The sequence below is a fragment of the Ancylothrix sp. D3o genome (assembly GCF_025370775.1).
GTDB lineage: Bacteria > Cyanobacteriota > Cyanobacteriia > Cyanobacteriales > Oscillatoriaceae > Ancylothrix.
Genome location: NZ_JAMXEX010000010.1, coordinates 159,712 through 179,105 on the forward strand (window position 1 = coordinate 159,712; position 19,394 = coordinate 179,105).

The window sequence follows — 19,394 nt, forward strand, 5'->3', positions numbered from 1 at the left end:
AAACGATTTTCTAAAAATCCTGTTTCTCAAAAAGACCAGGTTTTTTAAAAAGCCTATTATAAATTACGTTAAAAATCTACACCGCGTTTCAATTCTACGCCGTGATTTGCATAGTGTTTATGACAATAAACCTCAGAATGCACACTTGCCAAATCAAAATAAGCAGGAATTTTTACACACCGGCCTGTAATCACAATTTCGGTATCACGAGGTTTCCGTAACAAGGCTTCAACAATGGGTTCTACAGGCAGCAATTCTAAATCCACTGTCGGATTCAATTCATCTAATATAATCGTCTTATACAACCCTGATGCTATCGACGCTCTGGCAATTTCCCAACCACGCTCAGCCTCTACATAATCTAGTTCTTGCTGTTGACCACGCCAGACAATTGCATCACGTCCGCAACGGTGATGATCAACTAAATTCGGATAAATTTGTTGCAAGGCTGCAATGGCTGCATCTTCTGTATATCCACTCCCACCTTTTAGCCATTGCATAATTAAAACTCGGTGAGATTTATCTTGACTAATTCCGCGTCCAATGGCTTGTAAACCTTTGCCTAAAGCGCTGGTTGATTTGCCTTTGCCGGCGCCGGTATATATCTCTATTCCCTCCAGACCATTGTGTTGAGAAAGTTCGTGATAATGCGGCTTCATTTCTGAATGCAAATCGGCAATTTCTAACAACGCCGGGGGAGCAGACCGGCCTGTGGCAATAATTTCGAGATGCTCTGGTTTATGCTGGAGAGTATGAATGACCTCCTCAACCGGCAACAATCCCAAGTCGAGAACGGGGTTTAATTCATCTAAAACCACCACCGAGTACAAACCAGAGGCGATGGCACCTTTGGCGACATCCCAACCGCGTTGAGCTTCTAAGCGATCAAACCGAGTAATTTCATCTGGGCCAAAAAATTCTGCTCTGCCGGTGCGTACCTGGTCGATCAAATGCGGAAAACCGCGCTGTAAAGCCTCAATTGCGCCATCCTCATCGTAATCCCGTTCGGGCCCTTTGAGAAACCGCAACAGCAGGACTCGCGTAGGCTGTTCTGTATTTATCCCTAAGCCAATGGAGCGCAAAACCACGCCTAAAGCCGCTTGGGACTTGCCCTTGCCTGCTCCATCATAAACGTGAATTTGACCGACGATCCGCTCCTGACGGACAACAGCGGTGCGAATGCCAATCCCTATCCTGCTCATGGTTTCAACTGTGTTTAGGTGCGCTTTCAATTTTCTTAAGGTATTGTACCTTTGTATGTAGCTCCCCACACAAAAAAACAAAATCTGCCTATTTATTTAACCGTTTAAAGCACAAATGCTCATACCTTTACGCGCTATCTTGTTTCAAGCTTTTTTTTTACTAATTGTCATCGCCATCGAAGCGTCAATTTTGTACTGGCGCTTAAAAATTGGCCGCAAAAAAAGCGTTGAATATTCGGCAGCTATGAATTTATTTGCAGCGATTTTTGGCTGGGTTGTTTTTTTTCTTTTTGTTCCCTTGCTTAGTAGGGATTTAAAAGCACAAATTATCAGTTATATTTTTTTTAACAAGTTTTTCTATCCCAGCGACTTCCAGCCTGTGTTGTGGTTAGTGGTTGCAGCAGTTATAAGTTTTTTTGTTTCTTTGTTTGTCAAAATTCGCCTTTTAGAAATTTTGCGTTATTTACTCAAACCAGAACTCGTCAGAGATGATTTTCAACCAGGCACTCCCTTGAGCCTTGCCGAGCCTATTTTATCAATGACCGGCATCAAAAGCAAGACTCTCAAACAAAAAAGCAAGAGCCAAAAAATTTTGTTAGGACGCCGGCAAGCTATTGCAATATTATGGGGTCATGCAACCAGTCATACCACTATTTTACTGCTGTTATTTTTACGAAATATCCTGAGCTAAAAATATGAAAGGAATTCTTGAATTTATCAAACAAGTTTTAACCCGTGTCAAACCGCCGCGTCCTTTTTCGTGGCAAACATTATTTATAATTAGCTTGTTTTCTTGGTTTATGGCTTTCATGTCTTTTCTTTTCTCTCAAGGAAGCAATAATACTTATAGTCCTTTTGTTCGAGAGCTTTTAACGTTATGGGGCTGGATTTTTTTAGTTTTAAGTTTGGATTGGTGGACAGTCGAAAATTCTACTTCTTTCGCCAATTTTTTATTAGGAGCATGGCTGACTGGGGCGGTGGTGTGTATCTTTATTTTTGGGTTCTTATTTGAAAGAGTCTCGATTTTATATGAGCCTTTACCCTATGTGTGTTGGCCGATATTTTCTGCAACTATTGCTGTATTACACCGGCTTTATCCGGCTTCTGTTAAGTATAAATCTCTTTTAGATCCGCCTAAAATTATAATTTTAATTTTACTACATCTTACCATAAGTTGCTGGTTAAACTTTCATTTTATGATTCAAGATTGGTTAAAAGAATATCCCAGTCTGCGAGGGGATAACTTTGATCGCAGCGGGTTTGTGAGTTTCGTGGAAGTGAACCCCTTATCAAATAATGCAGCACGGGGAGAAAATATGCTCAATTCGCTAGGCACTTTTTTGAAAAACGCAGCGGATGGAGAACCTTTAGCAAAAGGACAAGAAGTGTTTGCCAAATTAGAAAAAGAGCTTAAAGGAAATAACCCCCAAACAGGAGAACAACTCACCGGCAAACCTTGGCTAGAGGTGAAAAAAACGCTTTTAAAAAATCAACAACTAACGACTCCAGACTTAGAAGAAGATGTTTTTTGGTATATCAGAGCCGACCGGAAAATCGGACAATTAGAATATACCCTAAAATTACAAGCCCTATGGCGTGGGCCGAGTTCCTCCGCCTGGGGGTATGAAATTGAAAAAATTTGCAGACTGGAGGAAATTTATCGTATAGTAACACCGCCTGCCGGCCAGAAACAAGCTCAAATGAAACAAGTTTCTGTTGGTGAGGTAAGTTGTTCAGCGCCAGAATTAAAACCCAAGGAAACCTCACCAAATCAATTAGTAAATAGTCGCAATGTTTTAGGAGATTAGCCGTGAATATCAATCGAGTTTTAACGATAGCTAAAAATGTCTTTTCCGAACTCATTCGCCAGCGAGTTCTCTATATCATCCTCTTTTATGGGATTGTCTTACTGGTTAGCTTCCCCCTTTTAAAAGAAATTTCTGTAGGAACGGAAAATAAAATTTTTATAGATTTTGGTTTGGGTTTAATGGGAATCCTTGGTTTAGTTGTTATTGTTTTTATAGGAACATCCCTGATTAACAAGGAAATCGAAAAACGCACGATTTTAGTGTTAATTGCTAAGCCGATCAGCCGCACAGAATTTTTGCTTGGCAAGCATTTAGGTTTATCGGCTGTCTTGGGGTTGATGTTAGTGGCGATGAGTGCCATTTATTTTGCTTTGCTGATTCTGAGACAAGTACAATTTTCCTTTGGCAGTATTTTACTGGCGATTGTTTTTCTGTTTTTTGAATTGTCTCTTTTAGCGGCGGTGGCTTTATTTTTTGGGGCTTTTACTAATACGCTTTTGGCTACTTTACTCACCTCTGCTGTGTATGTGATGGGACACCTTAGTAAGGATTTATTACAATTGGGGGAAATTAGCAAAAATAGCAATATCAAAAATGTTACTCAAGCATTGTATTTAGTTTTGCCTGATTTGGGCCGGTTGGATTTGAAAAATCTTGCTGTTTATGGGATTTTGCCGCCGGTTACTGATTTGTTTTTGAATGCTTTTTATGCTTTGATTTATGTGGTTTTGTTGTTGGCTTTTGCTAATTTAATTTTTTCAAGACGGCAGTTTTAGGAGTTTTTTAACCGCAGATAAACGCAGATAAACGCAGGGAGGATGTCTGGTTTACAGATGAATGCAGATGTAGTAATGTTGTAAATGGGTTGTTTTTTTGTTTGATGGGGTTTTATGCTGAATGAGAAGTTGGTTCGCTTAAGAGGGATTTTTGCTGAGATGGATCGGGCTTTGATTGCTTATTCGGGGGGCATTGATAGCACTTTGGTGGCAAAAGTTGCTTATGATGTTTTAGGTAGTCGTGCTTTGGCAATTACTGCTGTTTCTCCTTCTTTATTGCCTGAAGATTTGGAAGATGCGCGCATTCAAGCAGCAGAAATTGGGATTTTACATGAGGAGGTAGAAACCCATGAAATGAATAATCCAAATTATACTTCTAATCCGGTTAATCGTTGTTATTTCTGCAAGAGTGAGTTGCACGATACGCTTAAACCTCTGGCAATTGAACGGGGATATCCTTATGTTGTGGATGGGGTAAATGCTGATGATTTACACGATTACCGGCCCGGTATTCAAGCGGCAAAAGAACGCGGTGCTCGTTCTCCTTTGGCTGAGGTTGGTGTTAGTAAAGCTGAAGTAAGACAGTTGGCAAAAGAGTTAGGTTTACCTTGGTGGGATAAACCGGCCCAACCTTGTCTGAGTTCGCGTTTTCCTTATGGTGAAGAAATTACGGTTGCTAAGTTACAAAGAGTCGGACGTGCAGAAAGGTATCTGCGTCAATTAGGATTGAAAAATTTGCGGGTTCGTTCAGAAAAAGATACCGCAAAAATTGAATTGCCGGCAGAAGAAATTAAGCAGTTTGTGTTAACTACTGAGTTGCCGGTTTTGGTTGCGGCTTTTCAAGACTTCGGTTTTATGTATGTGACGCTGGATTTGGAAGGCTACCGCAGTGGTAAACTTAATCAAGTTTTAAGTTTAATGGCTTAAGAAAAATCTGGATTGGGCGGGTAATGTTTAATCGCGGGCAAGATGCCCGCGCCACTGGGGGTTAAGCCCTACAAAAACCGGCTTTTAAAAAAATACATAAAAGCAGAAAAAATTTATGGGACTTCAATTACAAAATGTCATTCCTTGGGGTCGCAGGTTGGAAGAATATCTCCGAATGTTTGATTTATCTTCCGCAGACCGGCAGTTGTCTATTTTAGATTGTGCCGGTGGGCCTGCCAGTTTTAATTGTGAAAGGACAAGGTTAGGTTATAGAGTTATTTCTTGCGACCCAATTTATCAATTTTCTACGGCAGAAATTGCCCAACGTATTGAAGAAACCTACCCAACTGTTATCGAAGGTGTTGAGGCAAATAAAGAAAATTATGTGTGGAAAGATGTAAAATCACCGGCCCATCTAGGAGAAATTAGAATGATGGCAATGCGGCAATTTTTAGAAGATTTGCCGGTGGGAATAGAACAAGGCCGGTATATTCCCGCAGAGTTGCCGGTTTTGCCTTTCAACAATCAACAATTTGATTTAGCTTTGTGCGGACATTTTCTATTTTCCTATTCGGATTTTTTCTCGCAAGAGTTTCATATTGCCTCAATTTTGGAATTGTGCAGAGTTGCAGCAGAAGTGCGGATTTTTCCTTTGTTGAAAATCAACAATGAACCCTCCCCAATGGTAGAACCGGCCATGCAAGAATTAAAAGCACGAGGTTATCAAGTTGAGAAAAGGTTTGTACCTTATGAATTTCAAAAAAATGGCAATCAAATGTTAGTTTGCCGGCCGGCTTAAAAAATTCTTTTCTATTCCACCGGCACCAAAAAATAGCCGTTAATTCTCCAACTGTTATCGGCTTGTTTTTCCATCATATAAAGCGCCCTCACCGGCACACCTCCTGCACTCATTAATAGCACTGGTTGAGCCGGCAACCCTTGCAAAATCGTCATTTCTTCAAAAATGACAGAACGGGGCCGGTAAACAGCTTTATAAGCCGTTTTTACCATTTGCATAAAAAGGGCCGGTGTTTTAAATTGTGCCTGTATCCCCGGACTGGCAAAAGCAAAAGCAGCTTCCGCATCATCATTTTGAAAAGCGATTAATTGACTTTCAATTATTGAACGGATCTCACTGCGATCATTTTCAGTAATCTGCATAATTGTATTTAAACTTGTATAAGAGTTAATCAAACCTTCAGCTAACTAAGAGTTTTCATGGGAATTTGCAGGTAGGAGTCGGGTTTTTCTTTGTTGTTGTGAATTGCAAAAAAAAGTTTTTCAATTTCTTTAAGAACACTAGCTGGATAATAAATCATACCGCAGTCGAGACAAACCTCCACCGGCATATTCGGAACAAGCAAATATTTACCTTCATAGCTGTAAAGGTATTCGATAATTCGTTCTTCATAACAGTTAGTTCCACAAAAATTACATTTCACTTCTTGCATAAATTTAGCCTCTAGTTCTAGGATCTATAAATTATTGACTTTTCATAGTTTTATCCAACTTGCAAAACTTCCTGTTTAATCGGCTGACATTGAAACACCAAAATAGATGAACATTCAGCAATAAAACTCAAACTAGGACGCAGATATTCAAAAGCAAAAATAACTTGATCTTGATAACCTTGGTCATTTTTACATACCCACACAGTCATCAGTTTTTTACCCAAAAAATTCCTACACCAAGAGGGAGTTACTGCCGGTTCAAAATAAGCTAAGTGTTCCTGAATAATCTCTATCTCATCGCTATCAGCAAGAGGTAAGAGAGTAACAGATGTCTTTTCAAAAAAGAGTTGAACTTTATCCAAGCATAAATTATCGCCGCCATCTTCTTTATATTCAACAATTGATACAGCTTTTAGAGGTTCCCCTATCGGAAATTCATTGATTGCCATATTTTTCACGTTTTTTCCTTGCTTGTTTTAGAATTTTAATCGCAGTTATTGCATCTTCATCACCCTCAGCCGCCAAATTAGCAATTTCACCGACTCTAAGATTTTGGTAATCGCTTCGCAGTTGTGAAACTTGACCTTGCCCGCCCCCCCGTTGTCGAATAGCATCCGCAATAATCTCATCTTTTATATTAACAAGATTACCTAGCTTCCTTTCTGCATCTCGTGTAAGTGCAATTCCTTCTTCCTCATTCATTGATTTAACTTTTATATAAAACTTAAAAACCCCCCAAAAAGGGAGGCTTTTTTTCACTAAGGAGTCATTTGCAACTCAGGTCTTTCTTCAGGAAGAATTGCCCCTTCCACCGGACAAACATTCAAACAAATTCCACAGTCGATACAAGTTGCAAAATCAATCCAATAATAATCAGTACCCTTCGTATTTTTTCCTGGCCCTTCATGGATGCAAGCAACCGGACAAGCCTCTACGCAATCAGCAACCCCCTCACAAACATTCGTAACAATTGTATGCGGCATAGTCTTCTCTCCTCTCAAAACATCGCGCTAAAAACCACCGGCAATTTCTCATCAAAATTACCGGCCCCTAGCATCTTTACATAACTTCATTATCTCTAATTCACGCTCTCAATTTCCGCCTCCCCGTCATCCTTCACCCAAGCAATGTTTTTAATTCGCCGTTCCCGCGCATATTCGCGTACAGCATCCCGCGTTTCCCGCATCCCAAAATCCACCTCCACACGCACCAAATCCCCAGAAGCACGCAATTTTTGCGCGTAAACAAACGCCTGCGAGGCACCATCCACCGGCACCACCAACCAATCACAAGGCACCGTCTCCTGTGGCAACACCCCAGACGGCAACAAACACCCCTGTAACTCCTCAATATTCAAACAAAACCCAATTCCAGGCACATCTTCACCTTGAGGGTGATACAAACCCAACAACTGATCATACCTTCCGCCTTGCCCCAAAACACAATTACCTGTATCCGTCACAACCTCAAAAACCAGGCCGGTGTAATAATCAAAAGTCTGCAACAAACTCAAATCCAAAATCACCGGCAACTGTGGCGAACACTCAGCCAACAACTCCACCAAAGATTTTAACCTATTGACAATTTCCCGCTGATGTGCATTCAATTCCAAATTACTAACTCGCTGCAAAACATCCGCCGGACGTCCTCGCAGATCAAACAAAAACAAAGCCCGTGAACGCAACTCAGGCGAAAGAGGCAACATCTCCAGGCTGAGCCGGTCAAGGTGAGCAATAGCATAACGAACTCTATCTTGCAAAGCCGGCGGAAACTCAGCCAAAAGCGAACGCATCAAACCGGCCTCACCCAAAAGCAACCGCCACCGGCTTAACCCCAAAAGCTGCAAACAGTCTGACAGCAAAAGCAAAACCTCCGCATCCGCCATCAAACCACCGGCACCAAGCAACTCAACCCCAGCCTGAAAAAACTCTTGTTGCCCGCCGTGAACGCCCTCACTAGCCCTGCGAAACACATTCGCCACATAGTATAACCTCTGCGGCTGAGATGACCCTACCATCCGCGTCACCGCAGCACGAGCAATCGAAGCCGTCAACTCCGGGCGCAACCCCAGCACCTCATCCTTATCCTGCAATTGAATCACAGCAGAGGGCTGAACAGCCCCCCCAGCCGTCAGAGTCTCCAACCGTTCCAAAGTTGAAGTAATAATCTGGTGGTAGCCCCACCGGCGAAAAACCGTTCTCAGCCGCTCCTCAATCCAATATTTTTGAGCAACATCAACCGGCAATAAATCTCTAGCACCTGTAGGGGGTTGATAAACCATTATTTCTTTTTCCCGCCACCTCCAAACAACCCACCAAATATACCACCGCCCGGATTCTCTGGTTTATTTCCCGGTTTAGGAGGCGTTTTTTTCTGCGAAGACTGGCCGCCTTTTTGTGCCGGTTGGCTGCCACCGCCAAACAATCCACCGAATAAATCCCCCGCTTGTTCTGATAGACTTGGTGATTTACCAGCGGCTTTTTTTCCAGCCGCACCCGCTTTTTGGGCCGGTTTTTCTATAATTTTCTTAGCATCCAAAGCAACTTTTTCTTGCGGGTTTAATTCCAGCGCTTTATTAATATGAACCTTTGCCATTGCTTGCTGCTTTTTCTTGAGATAAACCATCCCCAACAAAGCATGGCAGTGGCTATTTTTCGGTTCAATCTTCAGCGCATCTTTTAATTCCAAAATCGCCTTATCAAAATCATTATTTCCCATCCATTGTTCAGCCCTTTGATAATATTGCTCAACCTGGGAAGCGGATTTTACTGGCGGTGGCGGCGGTGGTGGTGGAGCCGCTTTTTGAGCCGCTGGCGCAGCCCCCGGAGTTGGGGGTTTTGGCGCAGCTGCTTGAGCGCCAACCACTGCACCTTTGCCTTCTTTTCTCATCAAATAAACAAGATTTAACTCGCTTATTTGTGTAATGATATCCAGAGTTTGCGATAAGTTTTGATATTGATTTTCTGCCAGTTTTGTTAAGGCAGTTTTGTAGAAATTTTCATAATCATGCGCCTGCAATAATTGTTTAGCAGTTTCGCTTTGAATTTGCGCTTTGCTCAGGTCTTGGACACAGCGCTTTGCCATTTGGCCTAAAAGAATAGAATGTTCTGTACGTTCCCCCTCATTTTGCAATTTATCATAAGCCGGACTGACCAACTTTGCTAAGAGTTGCTTGGCAAGTTCTTTTTCTTCTTCGCTGGATGCTTTACAAGTGTCTGGGTGGAGGTTGCGGGCTATTTTTAGATAGCGTTTGCGGATCTCGCTGGGTTCAGCGGTGACAGGAACGCCTAAAATGGCGTGGTGATCGGTAAAGTCGAGTTGAAATAAGCCTCGGTTGAGTTGAAATGACATAGTACGCTATTCCAGTGCGGTGCCGGTTGTTTCTAATTTATCTTGGTTGTGGCCTGATTGACATTAAAACTCTCTTGCTAACCCCCTCCCCAGTGGCGCGGGTGTCCCGCCGGCGAGCAATCACAGCCAATATGGCTGTCCCACTGGTGGTAAATGAGGCTTATTGCCAAGAATTGAGGGGCGGAGTTTCTAATAATGCTTGGCTGAGGCTGTTGTGTAGATGTCCATTGGTGGCTAAGATTCTGCCAGAATGAATATCAAATTTATTGCCATCATAAGCGCTCACTTTACCCCCAGCTTCTTGTATCAATATCACACCGGCAGCCACATCCCAAGGTTGTAAACCTCTTTCCCAGTATCCATCAAGGCGCCCACAGGCGATATGAGCTAAGTCAATCGAAGCCGCGCCGCTGCGTCGCACCCCTTGGGTAAGATGGGTAAGATGGCAAAATTCCGCATAGTTATTATCGGAGGTTTCGCGGCGGTCGTAGGCAAAGCCGGTGACGAGGAGGCTTTTTGCCAGATCAGAGGTTTGAGAGACGTTAATAGGTTGCCGGTTGCGGGTGGCGCCTAGTCCTTTGGCGGCGCGGAAAAGTTCGTTATGGAAGGGGTCAAAAATTGCTCCTACTGCCGGTATGCCATCAATTAATAAACCAATAGAAGCCGAGAAAAAAGGGTATTGGTGGGCAAAATTGGTGGTACCATCGAGGGGGTCAATGGCCCAAAGATAGGGGCCGGTGGTGTTGCCGAGACTGCCGCTTTCTTCGGTAAGGATACCGTGTTGGGGAAGATGCCGGTTTAAGACTTCCAAAATAGCTTTTTCCGAGGCTTTATCGGCTTCGGTTACTAAGTCGCCAGGGCGGCCTTTTTCTTGAATATTTTTGAGGTTTCCCAGATAACTTTGCAAAACTGTGCCGGCGGCTAAGGCGGCTTCTGTAGCGATGTCTAAAAATATCTGAAGTTGGTCATTTGTCATTTGTTATTTGTCCTTTGTTATTTGTGAAAATAGGGGCCGATAGGGGGGTAATGACCCTACATTGTTCCTGTGTTATTTTCTCTTTGTTTACGGAATTCTGCCGGTGTTTGTCGCATGGGGTTTTCGGGGTTCCAAATTCCTAAACCCATTATTCTTGCGTATTCTTGGGCACTTTCAAGGCGTTTTTGATATTTGGTGTTAGGGTCTCGTGGGGATGCGAGTACCAAGCCTTCTTTAGCCAGTTCTTCGTTTAACAGTTTGTTATTTACCCAAACATAAGCAAGCAGAGTACAGCGGTTCTCAAAACAATATTTACTTTCCACATCAGACTCTAATAAAACCTGCTGATTATTAATCAACTCTTGCAGCCGTTGTTTAGCTTGTTCGCCCCAAGGTTCTTGTCTAAAATCAGGTGCATCAACACCAATGAGACGAATTCGATTAGAAACTTCCAAACTGCCAGAAACTTCCAAACTTTGACCAGACAAAACTCGTTGCACCGGCACCGTGATTCCTTGTGGCTTAACCTGCTTTTGACACCCCCCCACCAAAAACAAAAACATCAGCAACAAACAGTAAACCCATCTGCGTTTATCAGCGTTCATCTGCGGTTAAAAATTCTTAATCCTCATCAAGCGGCAAACCAAACCGCACCTTACCCTTACCAAAATACCGGCCAAACTGCAACTCATAGACCTCATCCTCATCCTGAGTTTCCACCTCCAAATCTGTACGCGGATAGCTCACACAGAGTAAAGCATAACCCTGTTCGCGCAGTTGGGGCGAGAGTCCCATAGCTTCAGGTTGGTAAAGTTCGCCGGTTTTGACACGCACAGCACAGGCGGTACAGGCGCCGTTACGACAGGAAAAGGGAAGGTCTACGCCTTGATTTTCGGCACTGTGGAGGATGTAGCGGTCTTCGGGGACAGTGACGGTGTAGGTTTTACCGGTCTGCCGGTGGTGGATGGTGATTTTATGGGTTGGGGTCATGTTGAGTTATGGCAAGGATGGTTCACTTTGTAGAGGGTACGATAAAACGGGGGTCTGGGTCTAGCTGCCGGTGGGGGTGAAAAAGTTTTTTTGGAAAAGCTCTTGCCAAGATGGGGTAAGTTCTGCTAACGTATTTATCTTGTGGCTAGTAAATTAATTTGCTAGTTTCCGCCTGGAGAGGTGGCCGAGTGGTTGAAGGCGCAGCACTGGAAATGCTGTTTGGGGGTAACTTCAACGAGGGTTCGAATCCCTCCCTCTCCGTTGAAAAAAATAGTTTTTAAAAACCCGGTTTCGTCAAGAGGCCGGGTTTTTAAGTAAGGAATTATGAAATCGTTAGGATGGGTATGTTGGTAGTAAACGTCATAGCCATGCGGGTAAAGAAACAAGATATTTTTTGTAAGGATTTTGAGGCGGTGGGGTTGGCTGAAATGTGGGGATGGGATGGGGTGCCGGTGAAAGCAAATGTAGTTTGAAAAAGCCGTAGGAATTCTTCAACAAAACCGGCCTAAAATTTATGTATAGGAAAAAGGCATATATTTAAGCCCTAAACGCTGTTTTTTGTTAGTGTAGCATTTTGACCAGTGCGTTGATGGGGGTCGGTTTGAGACGCTTCAAACGCTCGAAATAAGCGCCAGCCGTGAAGAATAACACGGCTGAGTTATGTTTTAGCGTCGTGTTTCTAAAGCCATCTCAACTATCTTTTCTAAAGAATTAAAATCGGTAGACGATTCTATCAATTTTAGATAGTATGAAATGCTCAGTGCTAATGGAAAATCCCCATTGTAACGTAAATCTTGTGGTTGTCTTAAAATTGCATTAATGTGGTTTTCGCGGAACGTTATATCGTTTAAAAAAGCATCCCTAGCTTGTTGACCATAATAGCGGGAAGGAAGTAACTTTGCTGGCGGAGAAACGGTTCCTAATCTAAACTCGGTTTCACTTATAATTATGCCCATTCCCTTACGAACATAAGCAACATCCGAGACGTTTTCCCAATCAGTCCAGACTCTCATCCTAGCAGTAAATCTTGTGTTAAATCCTTTCATATAAGGTAGCCACAAGAAAAGTGCTGGACTGTTTCGCTGATTATCAAAACGCAACTCAGCAAATAGCTTTGTTTTACCTCTTCCATATTTTATACTGCCGGATTCGGTAATTTCTTTGATTCGTTTGTCAAAGCTGAGAATCTGCCGGCGTAGTTTCAATATTGCCTGTTTTTCTTCCTCATTACACTTGTCTATAAATTTAAAAAGTAACCGAGGAGGCTCAGGCAGATTAGCATCGGCATCCTTCACTTTCTTGAAAAGTTCGGCTTTTAATACTTCTTCGCCACTATCAATGTTTTTGATGTGCAAATTAAAAAGATCGGCGGATTCTAAGATTTGAAATTGCCAAAAATCAATAGATAAATGGTGATACTTTCGATCTGTAAAATTATCTCGGTGAAAAGCCGGTGTAACAGCGACAAGGCGGACAGGCAGAGAGTAGTCTATTTGTTCGGAGAAAGGTTTTTCGTCTTGCAAGGCGTCATAATAACGGGTGAGTTGCTGAACAACATATCGATCTTCAGTGTTTTTTAGTTCAAGCACCACTAACTGTTTATTTTCTCCAACAGCTAAAATATCGCAATATTGCCCGCTAATAGAAAATTGCCGCTTTAAAGGAGTTAAATTAAATAATTGTGCTAAATTCGCCCAGATAAAATCTTCTAGTGTTGCTTCGCTTTCAAATACCCACGCTGCTCCTGTTTTTCTTAAACTGACGTATTTTTCCATCTTGACCCTGCCTTAAAAAAAGCTTGCCTTTGTAGTGTGAGACTGATTGTACCATGACAAGGGCTTTTGACCCGGCCAGATATTGTGTAAAATTTTTTAAGCCTTGCTGTGCGGGAATGGTTAAAAATTTGCCACTTAGAACTGGGTAAAAAAACCGGCTCCTTAAAGAAACCGGCTTTTTAAAAACCATCCAAAACGTTATCTTGAAGCAGCCGGTGCCGGTGCAGGAGCAGGCTTTTTCTGAGCCAATAACTTCTCAACACTCATCGCCGCCACCCCAGAAGTAACCACCAACAAACCAAGAATTTGAACCGGCAAAATCATCTCCTTAATAATCAGAAAACCAAACAAAGCAGTTAAAGCCGGCCCACTTGCACCAATAATCGAAGCCAAAGCCGGCCCTGCAAAACGAATCGCAAAATTATTCAGCAAATAACTCGCCAAAGTCAACACCCCCAAAACCGCACCGCCAGCAATTAACTGAGGCCAAATATTCGGAGCAATTTGCACAGCTAAATTCTTTGGTAAAGGTAATGATAAACTTACCGAACACAAAACCAAAATCGTTACAAAACCAACAAAAGTAAACGGGATGGGGTGTAACTTTTTCTGACCCAAAGCAGCAGTTAAAATATAAACCGCAAACGTCATACCAGAACCTAAAGCACTCGCTACCCCAAGACCAACATCACCAAAAGCTTTTTGACCAAAAGCCGGCACCGTTGCCAAAATTAACCCAGCCACAATTACCCCTATCGAGATATAACGCAGAGTTGTAGGCCGGTCGCCAAATAGAACCCAAGAAGCAAATACCGTAACAATGGGATAAACAAAGAAAATTGTAATGGCAATGCCAGTCGGAATATTCCCAAGTGCAATATAAATTAAAACCTGAGACAAAAACAAAAAGAAACCACTACCAACCACTTTTAACCACTGATCCGGATCTTTGGAAGTGACAAACTTTTTCAAATCTTGCCAAACATTGGGATACAAAAAAGTTGCTAAAATCGGCAGAATTGTTAAAACAACAATCGTGCGAAATAGCAAAATTAACAGAGAGTTTCCAAACCCCGGAGTAACAATCCCCTCCAACTGAAAAAGACCTAAAATTGTCCGAGGAGCTTTGCTCTTGATGATAATTTTGATGCAGACATTAAACAGCGACAAAACCACCGCCGAACAAAACGCCAAAAGCACCCCAATTTGCACCATTGAAGCTGATTTTGCCGGTGCCTGTGCAGTTGCCGGTGTTTGCACAGGTTGAGGCTGCACCACCGGCACTGATTGCGGCGTATGCACCAACCCCCCAGACTGAGTAGCCGGCTCAGCCGCCATCAACCTTTGTATATCTTCGGGCGAGAGATGAGCAATATCTACCGCACTTGCATCCATCTCCAACTGTTCAATCAAACGATTAACCAGCCGCTCAATAATCACCTCACCTTGTTGCTGCAAACTATTAAGCCGGTTAAGCTGCTCTATCATCACACTTTGAGTGTGCTGGATTTCCTGCTTTACCTCCTCATAATTAGCCATCAGCGTCCCATCAATTGACGCCAAATATACCCCCGCACCCCGACGATCACGCGGGGTTGGTTGTGTCTCACTTACGATCTGTGAGCCGCGCATTCCGTCGGCAATCTCATCCAAGCGGGACATCAACTTCGCTTGCATTTGACTTGCAACCATTTCCGCGACTTGCTGCGCCAGAGCTTGCTGCTCGGCTGAACCGCGTTGTGAGAGGCTATCCATTTGCTGCAATCTCAATTGCTGCTGCTGAACTCGCAGCCTATCAATATCCTCACTCAGCCGGTATTTTTCACCGACAAGGCGAGTGAAATCTTGCGCCAAATGCAAAATCAAATCTTGCTGTAAATGTTTGAGCTCCTGAGTGACAGCTTTCAAAGCCGCTTCTGCCGCTTTTGAATCACCGGCACCCAAGTTATCTGGTCTATTGTCCAAAGGCCCCATTAGTATCTATCCTCTAGTTAGTTGCTATCTGGGTTCTAATCAAATCGAATCCGTTCGTCAATCTTGCTATGTATTCTGGCAAATTGCGTTAATCAATTGCTGCAATTCTCCATAAAGAAATGTGATAATTTACCACTGGACGCATTTTTCTATGATTTTGAAATAAATTTTTCCAAATTCGTGCTAAATGCGTCTTTGAAACCTTTTGCACCCCAGCGCTATTATTCTATCCCTGCTTTGGGGCGTCACAAGCCAAGAAATTCGGTTATGCGCTCACCAGAAGAACATTTCAAAGATTTAGAAGCTATTTTTCACCAGCACACTCAAGCACTGGAAGCAGAGATCCGGGCTGCACAGCGGATGAAATGCCCAACTGGCCGGCTGCTTGGAAACAAACCTATAACTGGCATTTTACAAAAATTTTTGCCGCCATCAAAATATTTCGCAATTGGGGGGCTGAAGCTGCCGGTTGGGGGTTTTTGCCTCAACGGGATTATCCTAGTAAGGGTAATCGGGAGGGAACTGGTGATTGGTGATGGGGTTATTTAACCGCAGAGGTAAGGCAGGCAGGATGCCCGCCCCACAGATGAATAGGATGGGTTTAGGGATTTTTGCGGGGGTGTGTTTTTTTGGGTTGGGGGGTTATATAAACCGGCTCACAATTGTAAATATTAGGGCACTCAAACCGGCTGCTATGGGCACTGTCACTACCCACGCCCACAAAATGCCTCGCAATGTCGCGCCACTCACCTCAAGCTGCTTTTTGCCTTCGAGCAAACTCCGCACAATTCCAACTCCTACGACGCCGCCAACCAGCGCATGAGAAGTGGAAACCGGCAACCCCAACCGCGAGGCTACCAAAACCGTCGTCGCCGTCGCCAACTCCGCAGAAAAACCGGCGCTTGGTTGTAACTCAATAATTTTTTCACCCACCGTCGTAATGACTCGTTTTCCCAAAACTGCCAAACCGGCAACAATACCCAGTCCTCCCAATACCAAAACCCAGAAAGGCAAGTTAAAAGACTCCAGAGGAACGGTGCCGGTATTTTTTATATAATTTATAGCCGCCAAAGGTGCGATAGCATTTCCCACATCATTAGAACCATGTGCAAATGCCACAAAACAAGCGCTTAAAACTTGAAAGCGGCCTAATATTTTTTCGATTTTAAAATTTACATTTTCCATTGGAGATTCAAACTCTCCAGAGTTACTTGACTCAGCGACAGAATGAGAGGAGAGAGTTTTGAGTTTGTGCCAGGTAAAGAAGGTTATAGAGACTGCTGCACCGGCCCCCACCAACACGCTAAGATCGTGAGCAGGAAAATTTAAACCCGTGTGATTTATGAGCCACAAATGAGCCGGTGCCAAAACCGAAGGCAAAACTAAAAAACCAAAGACTCCGACCAACGCAGAACTCAACCAAGGTATCCATTCTTGCAATTGTTTAATCGGCTCATTTTGCTGCAAAATCCATTTTTTAATACAAGCATAAAAACCTGATGCAACAATTCCACTCACCACCGGAGTGAGAATCCAAGTAATGGAAATGATGCCAATATTTGACCAATCTACGGAACTTTTGCCTGCCGCTACCCAACTAAAGCCGGCAATAGCGCCAACAATGGCATGAGAAGAAGAAACCGGCCAACCTTTAAGCGTTGCAACCTGAACCCATAAAGCACCGGCTACCATCACTACCATCATGCCGGTGATCAAGACTGCGGGTTTATTAATAAACATTTCTGGATTGACAATTTCTGTGGCAAGGGTAGAGGAGACTTCTTTGCCAAAAAGCACGGCACCCAAAAACTCTAAAATGCCGGCTACTAGCAAAGCTTGCTTTAAGGAAAGCGCTTTTGAACCGACGGAGGTTCCCATTGAATTCGCGACATCATTTGCCCCTAAATTCCAGGCAACGTAAAAAGCGAGAATTGCTGCAAAAATGATCATGGTGAGTAGGGAAATAAAAAGTTTAAGGTTAAAGTTTAGCGAAAAATAAGAGCCTGTGAAATCCTCTAAAAGAGGGAGTTTTTTACGCAGAGGTTAACAGAGTAGGAAGATAGCTTTTTATCGCACCTTATCTGCCAGTTTCTCTGCGTAAAAAATATTATTGCTGTTGAAGATAAGACTCAAAACGCTCTCGCAATTGCTGAACGGTTAAATTTTGCGTCCAAAACTCAATCAAAGCGTGACCAAAGGCCCAAGCATTTCGCTCTGGGGTGGCTTGATTTTCTAAGAGCAAAGGCCACAAAGTCAATAAGTCAAAATTGGGCATTTTTTCATCGCCGTTATTTAAAAGTGAGTAGAGTTCATAGGCCATTTGCAGTTTGCCAATAACGACGGGTAATTGTTCTACGGGGATTTGGGTGGCGAGTAAATTTGCGAGGGTGGGAGAGCCGGTGGTTAAGGTTGAAATAAATTGCAAAACGGGGCTTTTTAAAAGTGCGGTTAAGCCTTGGGTTGTTGCCATTTGAAAGGTGTAATTATCGATGATTTTAGCAGCAGCAACAGTACGGACTTCAAGGTTGCGTAAAAAGCGAGCAAGGCGGAGTTTTTTGACCGGCTCAATGGCGTCTAAAAGTGCTAAAGATAAGGCATCAATGCCCCAGGAAGTGCGATTTATTTTGATATCACTTGTGACAACGGGTAAAACAAACTCACATAATTCGCCAAAGGTTTTTGTGCGATATTCTGTTGCTTCGCGGATGGAGATTTCTTTGGGCCGGTTGCCCCATTCCCAATCGTAGGGCGGTTCCCATTCCCGGATGGGACGCAAGCGGTCTACTTGTGTGACGATGGCGATGGCGGGGAGGTCTTCTACATCTGTATAAATTTCTTTGAGGAAGTCTACGTCCATTTGCAAAGCAGGGTCAAGGGCGGGGGTGACAAGTAAGAGCAAGTCAGCGTTGGTAGCATACTCTAGCACTGTCTCGCGGAGGTCGTCGCGTTTAACTTGTTCGTAACCGGGGGTGTCAGTGAGGGTGAGGGTTTGGTCGTTTTGTGTCCAGTGGTAGTTTTTGATTTTGTCGGTGCTGGGGAGGATGTCTACTTCGGCTTTGTCGGCTTGAAAGAGGCTGTTTATGAGGCTGCTTTTACCGGCGCCGGTGCGTCCGACAAGCATGATGTTAAGGGGTTTTTGTTCGACTTCTGTGATGGGTTCGGCTTGGCTGAGGATGTCTTTGAGGGTTTGGGTTTCGGCTTTGGGGAGGGCCGGTTGGGTTGTGGTAAATTCGAGGGGGAGTGTGCCACCACTATAAAGGGCGACTGCTTGCCGGCACAAGTTTTTGAGGGCGGCTTCTCGTAACATTTGGTTGAGGTTTCCAAGCAGTTGTTCGGTGGCTTTATTGTTGGCGCCTTTCGTGGCAATTCTTGCGGCGGCGGATGCGGGGTTTAAGAGCCATTGTGCCCAGTTCCAAACTTGTAGTAATTTGCGGGCGGAAGGTTCTAGTTTGCGATAGATTTTGTAAGATTCATAGGCTTGTCCGACGGTGATTTGATTGAGGGCGGGGGAAAGTTTTTGCATCCATCGATCCATGTCATCAATTGTGCCTCGTATCAGGCTATAAGCTTGGGGAATGTAAATGGAAAGGAGGGGATATTTGACTTCGGGATGGTAGATATGGGCGATGGCGGTTACGAGTTCTTGACATCTTTGCCAGAAGGTTTGTAAGTCTTCCCAAATGGGGGGATCATTTTGTGATTTTAGGATAATTTCTTCGAGGGCTGTTTGGGGCTGGGTGTTGGTGTTATTGGGGGTGGTTTCTATTTCTTGGTTGATGTCTGCGATGATGGCTTCTATTTGTTGGCGGGCCGGTTGTGTCCATTTAACGAGCAGCCATCGCCAGGCAAGAAATATGAGGGTAAATATTGCCCAGATCCAGTTAATTCCCCATTCGTGAATTTGCTGGCCGGCGGCTATTAAAATGAAGCCGATAATGCCGGTGATGGGTAGGGCTAAAATAATCCATTGCCAGGGTTGTAGTCGGGTCATGGTTTTAGGTTGTGAATTGAGGTATATTTTTATTTTGGCGTTTTTGTGCGGAGATGGTGGAGGGTGTGGGTGTGGTATCAGAGGAGGATAAAAGTTTTCGAGGCGGGCCGGTGTGATAAAAAGTTAGTCACCACTTTTTATAATGGGGTGCAGATATGCGTTTCTTCCGGGTT

The 19,394-nt window shown here is 43.6% G+C and carries 22 protein-coding genes and 1 tRNA gene; 8 read left to right on the forward strand and 15 right to left on the reverse strand.

The genetic code is table 11. The features are described 5' to 3' along the window. Positions 1-68: 68 nt before the first annotated feature. The gene (locus NG798_RS17500) at positions 69-1,202 is read right to left on the reverse strand and encodes a cob(I)yrinic acid a,c-diamide adenosyltransferase (protein WP_261224978.1); all 1,134 of its coding nucleotides are present in this window, start codon (positions 1,200-1,202) and stop codon (positions 69-71) included. A 115-nt stretch (positions 1,203-1,317) separates the two neighbouring features. Between NG798_RS17500 and fraC the strand changes: the two genes are divergently transcribed. The 5 genes from fraC (at position 1,318) to NG798_RS17525 (ending at position 5,512) form a co-directional block, all read left to right on the forward strand. Then, positions 1,318-1,893 (forward strand): filament integrity protein FraC, encoded by a 576-nt coding sequence (gene fraC, locus NG798_RS17505; RefSeq protein ID WP_261224979.1) that lies wholly within the window; start codon positions 1,318-1,320, stop codon positions 1,891-1,893. 4 nt (positions 1,894-1,897) lie between these two features. Further along, positions 1,898-3,010, forward strand: coding sequence for a DUF5357 domain-containing protein (locus NG798_RS17510; protein WP_261224980.1), 1,113 nt, complete (start codon positions 1,898-1,900; stop codon positions 3,008-3,010). A gap of 2 nt (positions 3,011-3,012) precedes the next feature. After that, entirely contained in the window at positions 3,013-3,786 is a 774-nt protein-coding gene (locus NG798_RS17515; protein ID WP_261224981.1) for an ABC transporter permease, read from the forward strand. 114 nt (positions 3,787-3,900) lie between these two features. Beyond that, positions 3,901-4,713: an ATP-dependent sacrificial sulfur transferase LarE gene (larE, locus tag NG798_RS17520; protein ID WP_261224982.1), complete on the forward strand. Its 813-nt coding sequence runs from the start codon at positions 3,901-3,903 to the stop codon at positions 4,711-4,713. Between the two features lie 115 nt (positions 4,714-4,828). Next, positions 4,829-5,512, forward strand: a complete 684-nt coding sequence (locus NG798_RS17525; RefSeq protein ID WP_261224983.1) for an SAM-dependent methyltransferase — start codon at positions 4,829-4,831, stop codon at positions 5,510-5,512. An 11-nt stretch (positions 5,513-5,523) separates the two neighbouring features. Here NG798_RS17525 and NG798_RS17530 read toward each other — a convergent pair whose 3' ends face one another. The 10 genes from NG798_RS17530 to NG798_RS17575 form a co-directional block, all read right to left on the reverse strand. Next, on the reverse strand, positions 5,524-5,874 hold the full coding sequence (locus tag NG798_RS17530; protein ID WP_261224984.1) for a DUF4864 domain-containing protein: 351 nt from the start codon (positions 5,872-5,874) through the stop codon (positions 5,524-5,526). 41 nt (positions 5,875-5,915) lie between these two features. Further along, positions 5,916-6,164, reverse strand: coding sequence for a type II toxin-antitoxin system MqsA family antitoxin (locus tag NG798_RS17535; RefSeq protein WP_261224985.1), 249 nt, complete (start codon positions 6,162-6,164; stop codon positions 5,916-5,918). A 50-nt stretch (positions 6,165-6,214) separates the two neighbouring features. Continuing rightward, a complete protein-coding gene (locus NG798_RS17540; protein ID WP_261224986.1) occupies positions 6,215-6,613 on the reverse strand; it encodes a DUF6334 family protein in 399 nt (132 codons plus the stop codon). Beyond that, positions 6,600-6,866, reverse strand: coding sequence for a hypothetical protein (locus NG798_RS17545; RefSeq protein ID WP_261224987.1), 267 nt, complete (start codon positions 6,864-6,866; stop codon positions 6,600-6,602). Before NG798_RS17545 ends, NG798_RS17540 begins: the two co-directional genes overlap by 14 nt. A gap of 56 nt (positions 6,867-6,922) precedes the next feature. Then, positions 6,923-7,147, reverse strand: coding sequence for a ferredoxin family protein (locus NG798_RS17550; RefSeq protein WP_261224988.1), 225 nt, complete (start codon positions 7,145-7,147; stop codon positions 6,923-6,925). Positions 7,148-7,242: 95 nt separating this feature from the next. Next, on the reverse strand, positions 7,243-8,445 hold the full coding sequence (locus NG798_RS17555; RefSeq protein WP_261224989.1) for an ATP phosphoribosyltransferase regulatory subunit: 1,203 nt from the start codon (positions 8,443-8,445) through the stop codon (positions 7,243-7,245). Then, positions 8,445-9,515 (reverse strand): J domain-containing protein, encoded by a 1,071-nt coding sequence (locus tag NG798_RS17560; RefSeq protein ID WP_261224990.1) that lies wholly within the window; start codon positions 9,513-9,515, stop codon positions 8,445-8,447. The genes NG798_RS17555 and NG798_RS17560 overlap by 1 nt, the downstream gene beginning before the upstream one ends. Positions 9,516-9,675: 160 nt before the next feature. After that, positions 9,676-10,491, reverse strand: coding sequence for an inositol monophosphatase family protein (locus tag NG798_RS17565; RefSeq protein ID WP_261224991.1), 816 nt, complete (start codon positions 10,489-10,491; stop codon positions 9,676-9,678). 56 nt (positions 10,492-10,547) lie between these two features. After that, a complete protein-coding gene (locus NG798_RS17570) occupies positions 10,548-11,096 on the reverse strand; it encodes a thermonuclease family protein (protein ID WP_261224992.1) in 549 nt (182 codons plus the stop codon). A 16-nt stretch (positions 11,097-11,112) separates the two neighbouring features. Then, entirely contained in the window at positions 11,113-11,481 is a 369-nt protein-coding gene (locus tag NG798_RS17575) for a 2Fe-2S iron-sulfur cluster-binding protein (RefSeq protein ID WP_261224993.1), read from the reverse strand. A 174-nt stretch (positions 11,482-11,655) separates the two neighbouring features. Between NG798_RS17575 and NG798_RS17580 the strand changes: the two genes are divergently transcribed. Together NG798_RS17580 and NG798_RS17585 are read left to right on the forward strand one after the other, a co-directional pair. After that, a tRNA-Ser gene (locus NG798_RS17580) sits at positions 11,656-11,742 on the forward strand. Between the two features lie 77 nt (positions 11,743-11,819). Further along, complete coding sequence (locus NG798_RS17585) at positions 11,820-11,954, forward strand: hypothetical protein (protein ID WP_261224994.1); 135 nt, start codon at positions 11,820-11,822, stop codon at positions 11,952-11,954. 192 nt (positions 11,955-12,146) lie between these two features. On the opposite strand, the gene NG798_RS17590 is transcribed toward NG798_RS17585, so the two are convergent. Then, positions 12,147-13,256 carry an endonuclease NucS domain-containing protein gene (locus tag NG798_RS17590; RefSeq protein WP_261224995.1) on the reverse strand — a complete coding sequence of 370 codons (1,110 nt, stop codon included), beginning with the start codon at positions 13,254-13,256 and terminating at the stop codon, positions 12,147-12,149. Positions 13,257-13,454: 198 nt separating this feature from the next. Continuing rightward, positions 13,455-15,230, reverse strand: coding sequence for a DMT family transporter (locus tag NG798_RS17595; protein ID WP_375338975.1), 1,776 nt, complete (start codon positions 15,228-15,230; stop codon positions 13,455-13,457). 365 nt (positions 15,231-15,595) lie between these two features. Between NG798_RS17595 and NG798_RS17600 the strand changes: the two genes are divergently transcribed. Then, complete coding sequence (locus NG798_RS17600; protein WP_261224997.1) at positions 15,596-15,766, forward strand: hypothetical protein; 171 nt, start codon at positions 15,596-15,598, stop codon at positions 15,764-15,766. 106 nt (positions 15,767-15,872) lie between these two features. Here the strand turns inward: NG798_RS17600 and NG798_RS17605 are convergent, their stop codons facing one another. After that, the gene (locus tag NG798_RS17605; RefSeq protein WP_261224998.1) at positions 15,873-17,180 is read right to left on the reverse strand and encodes an inorganic phosphate transporter; all 1,308 of its coding nucleotides are present in this window, start codon (positions 17,178-17,180) and stop codon (positions 15,873-15,875) included. A 157-nt stretch (positions 17,181-17,337) separates the two neighbouring features. Continuing rightward, positions 17,338-19,221, reverse strand: a complete 1,884-nt coding sequence (locus tag NG798_RS17610; RefSeq protein WP_261224999.1) for a GTPase family protein — start codon at positions 19,219-19,221, stop codon at positions 17,338-17,340. Positions 19,222-19,394 lie beyond the last annotated feature (173 nt).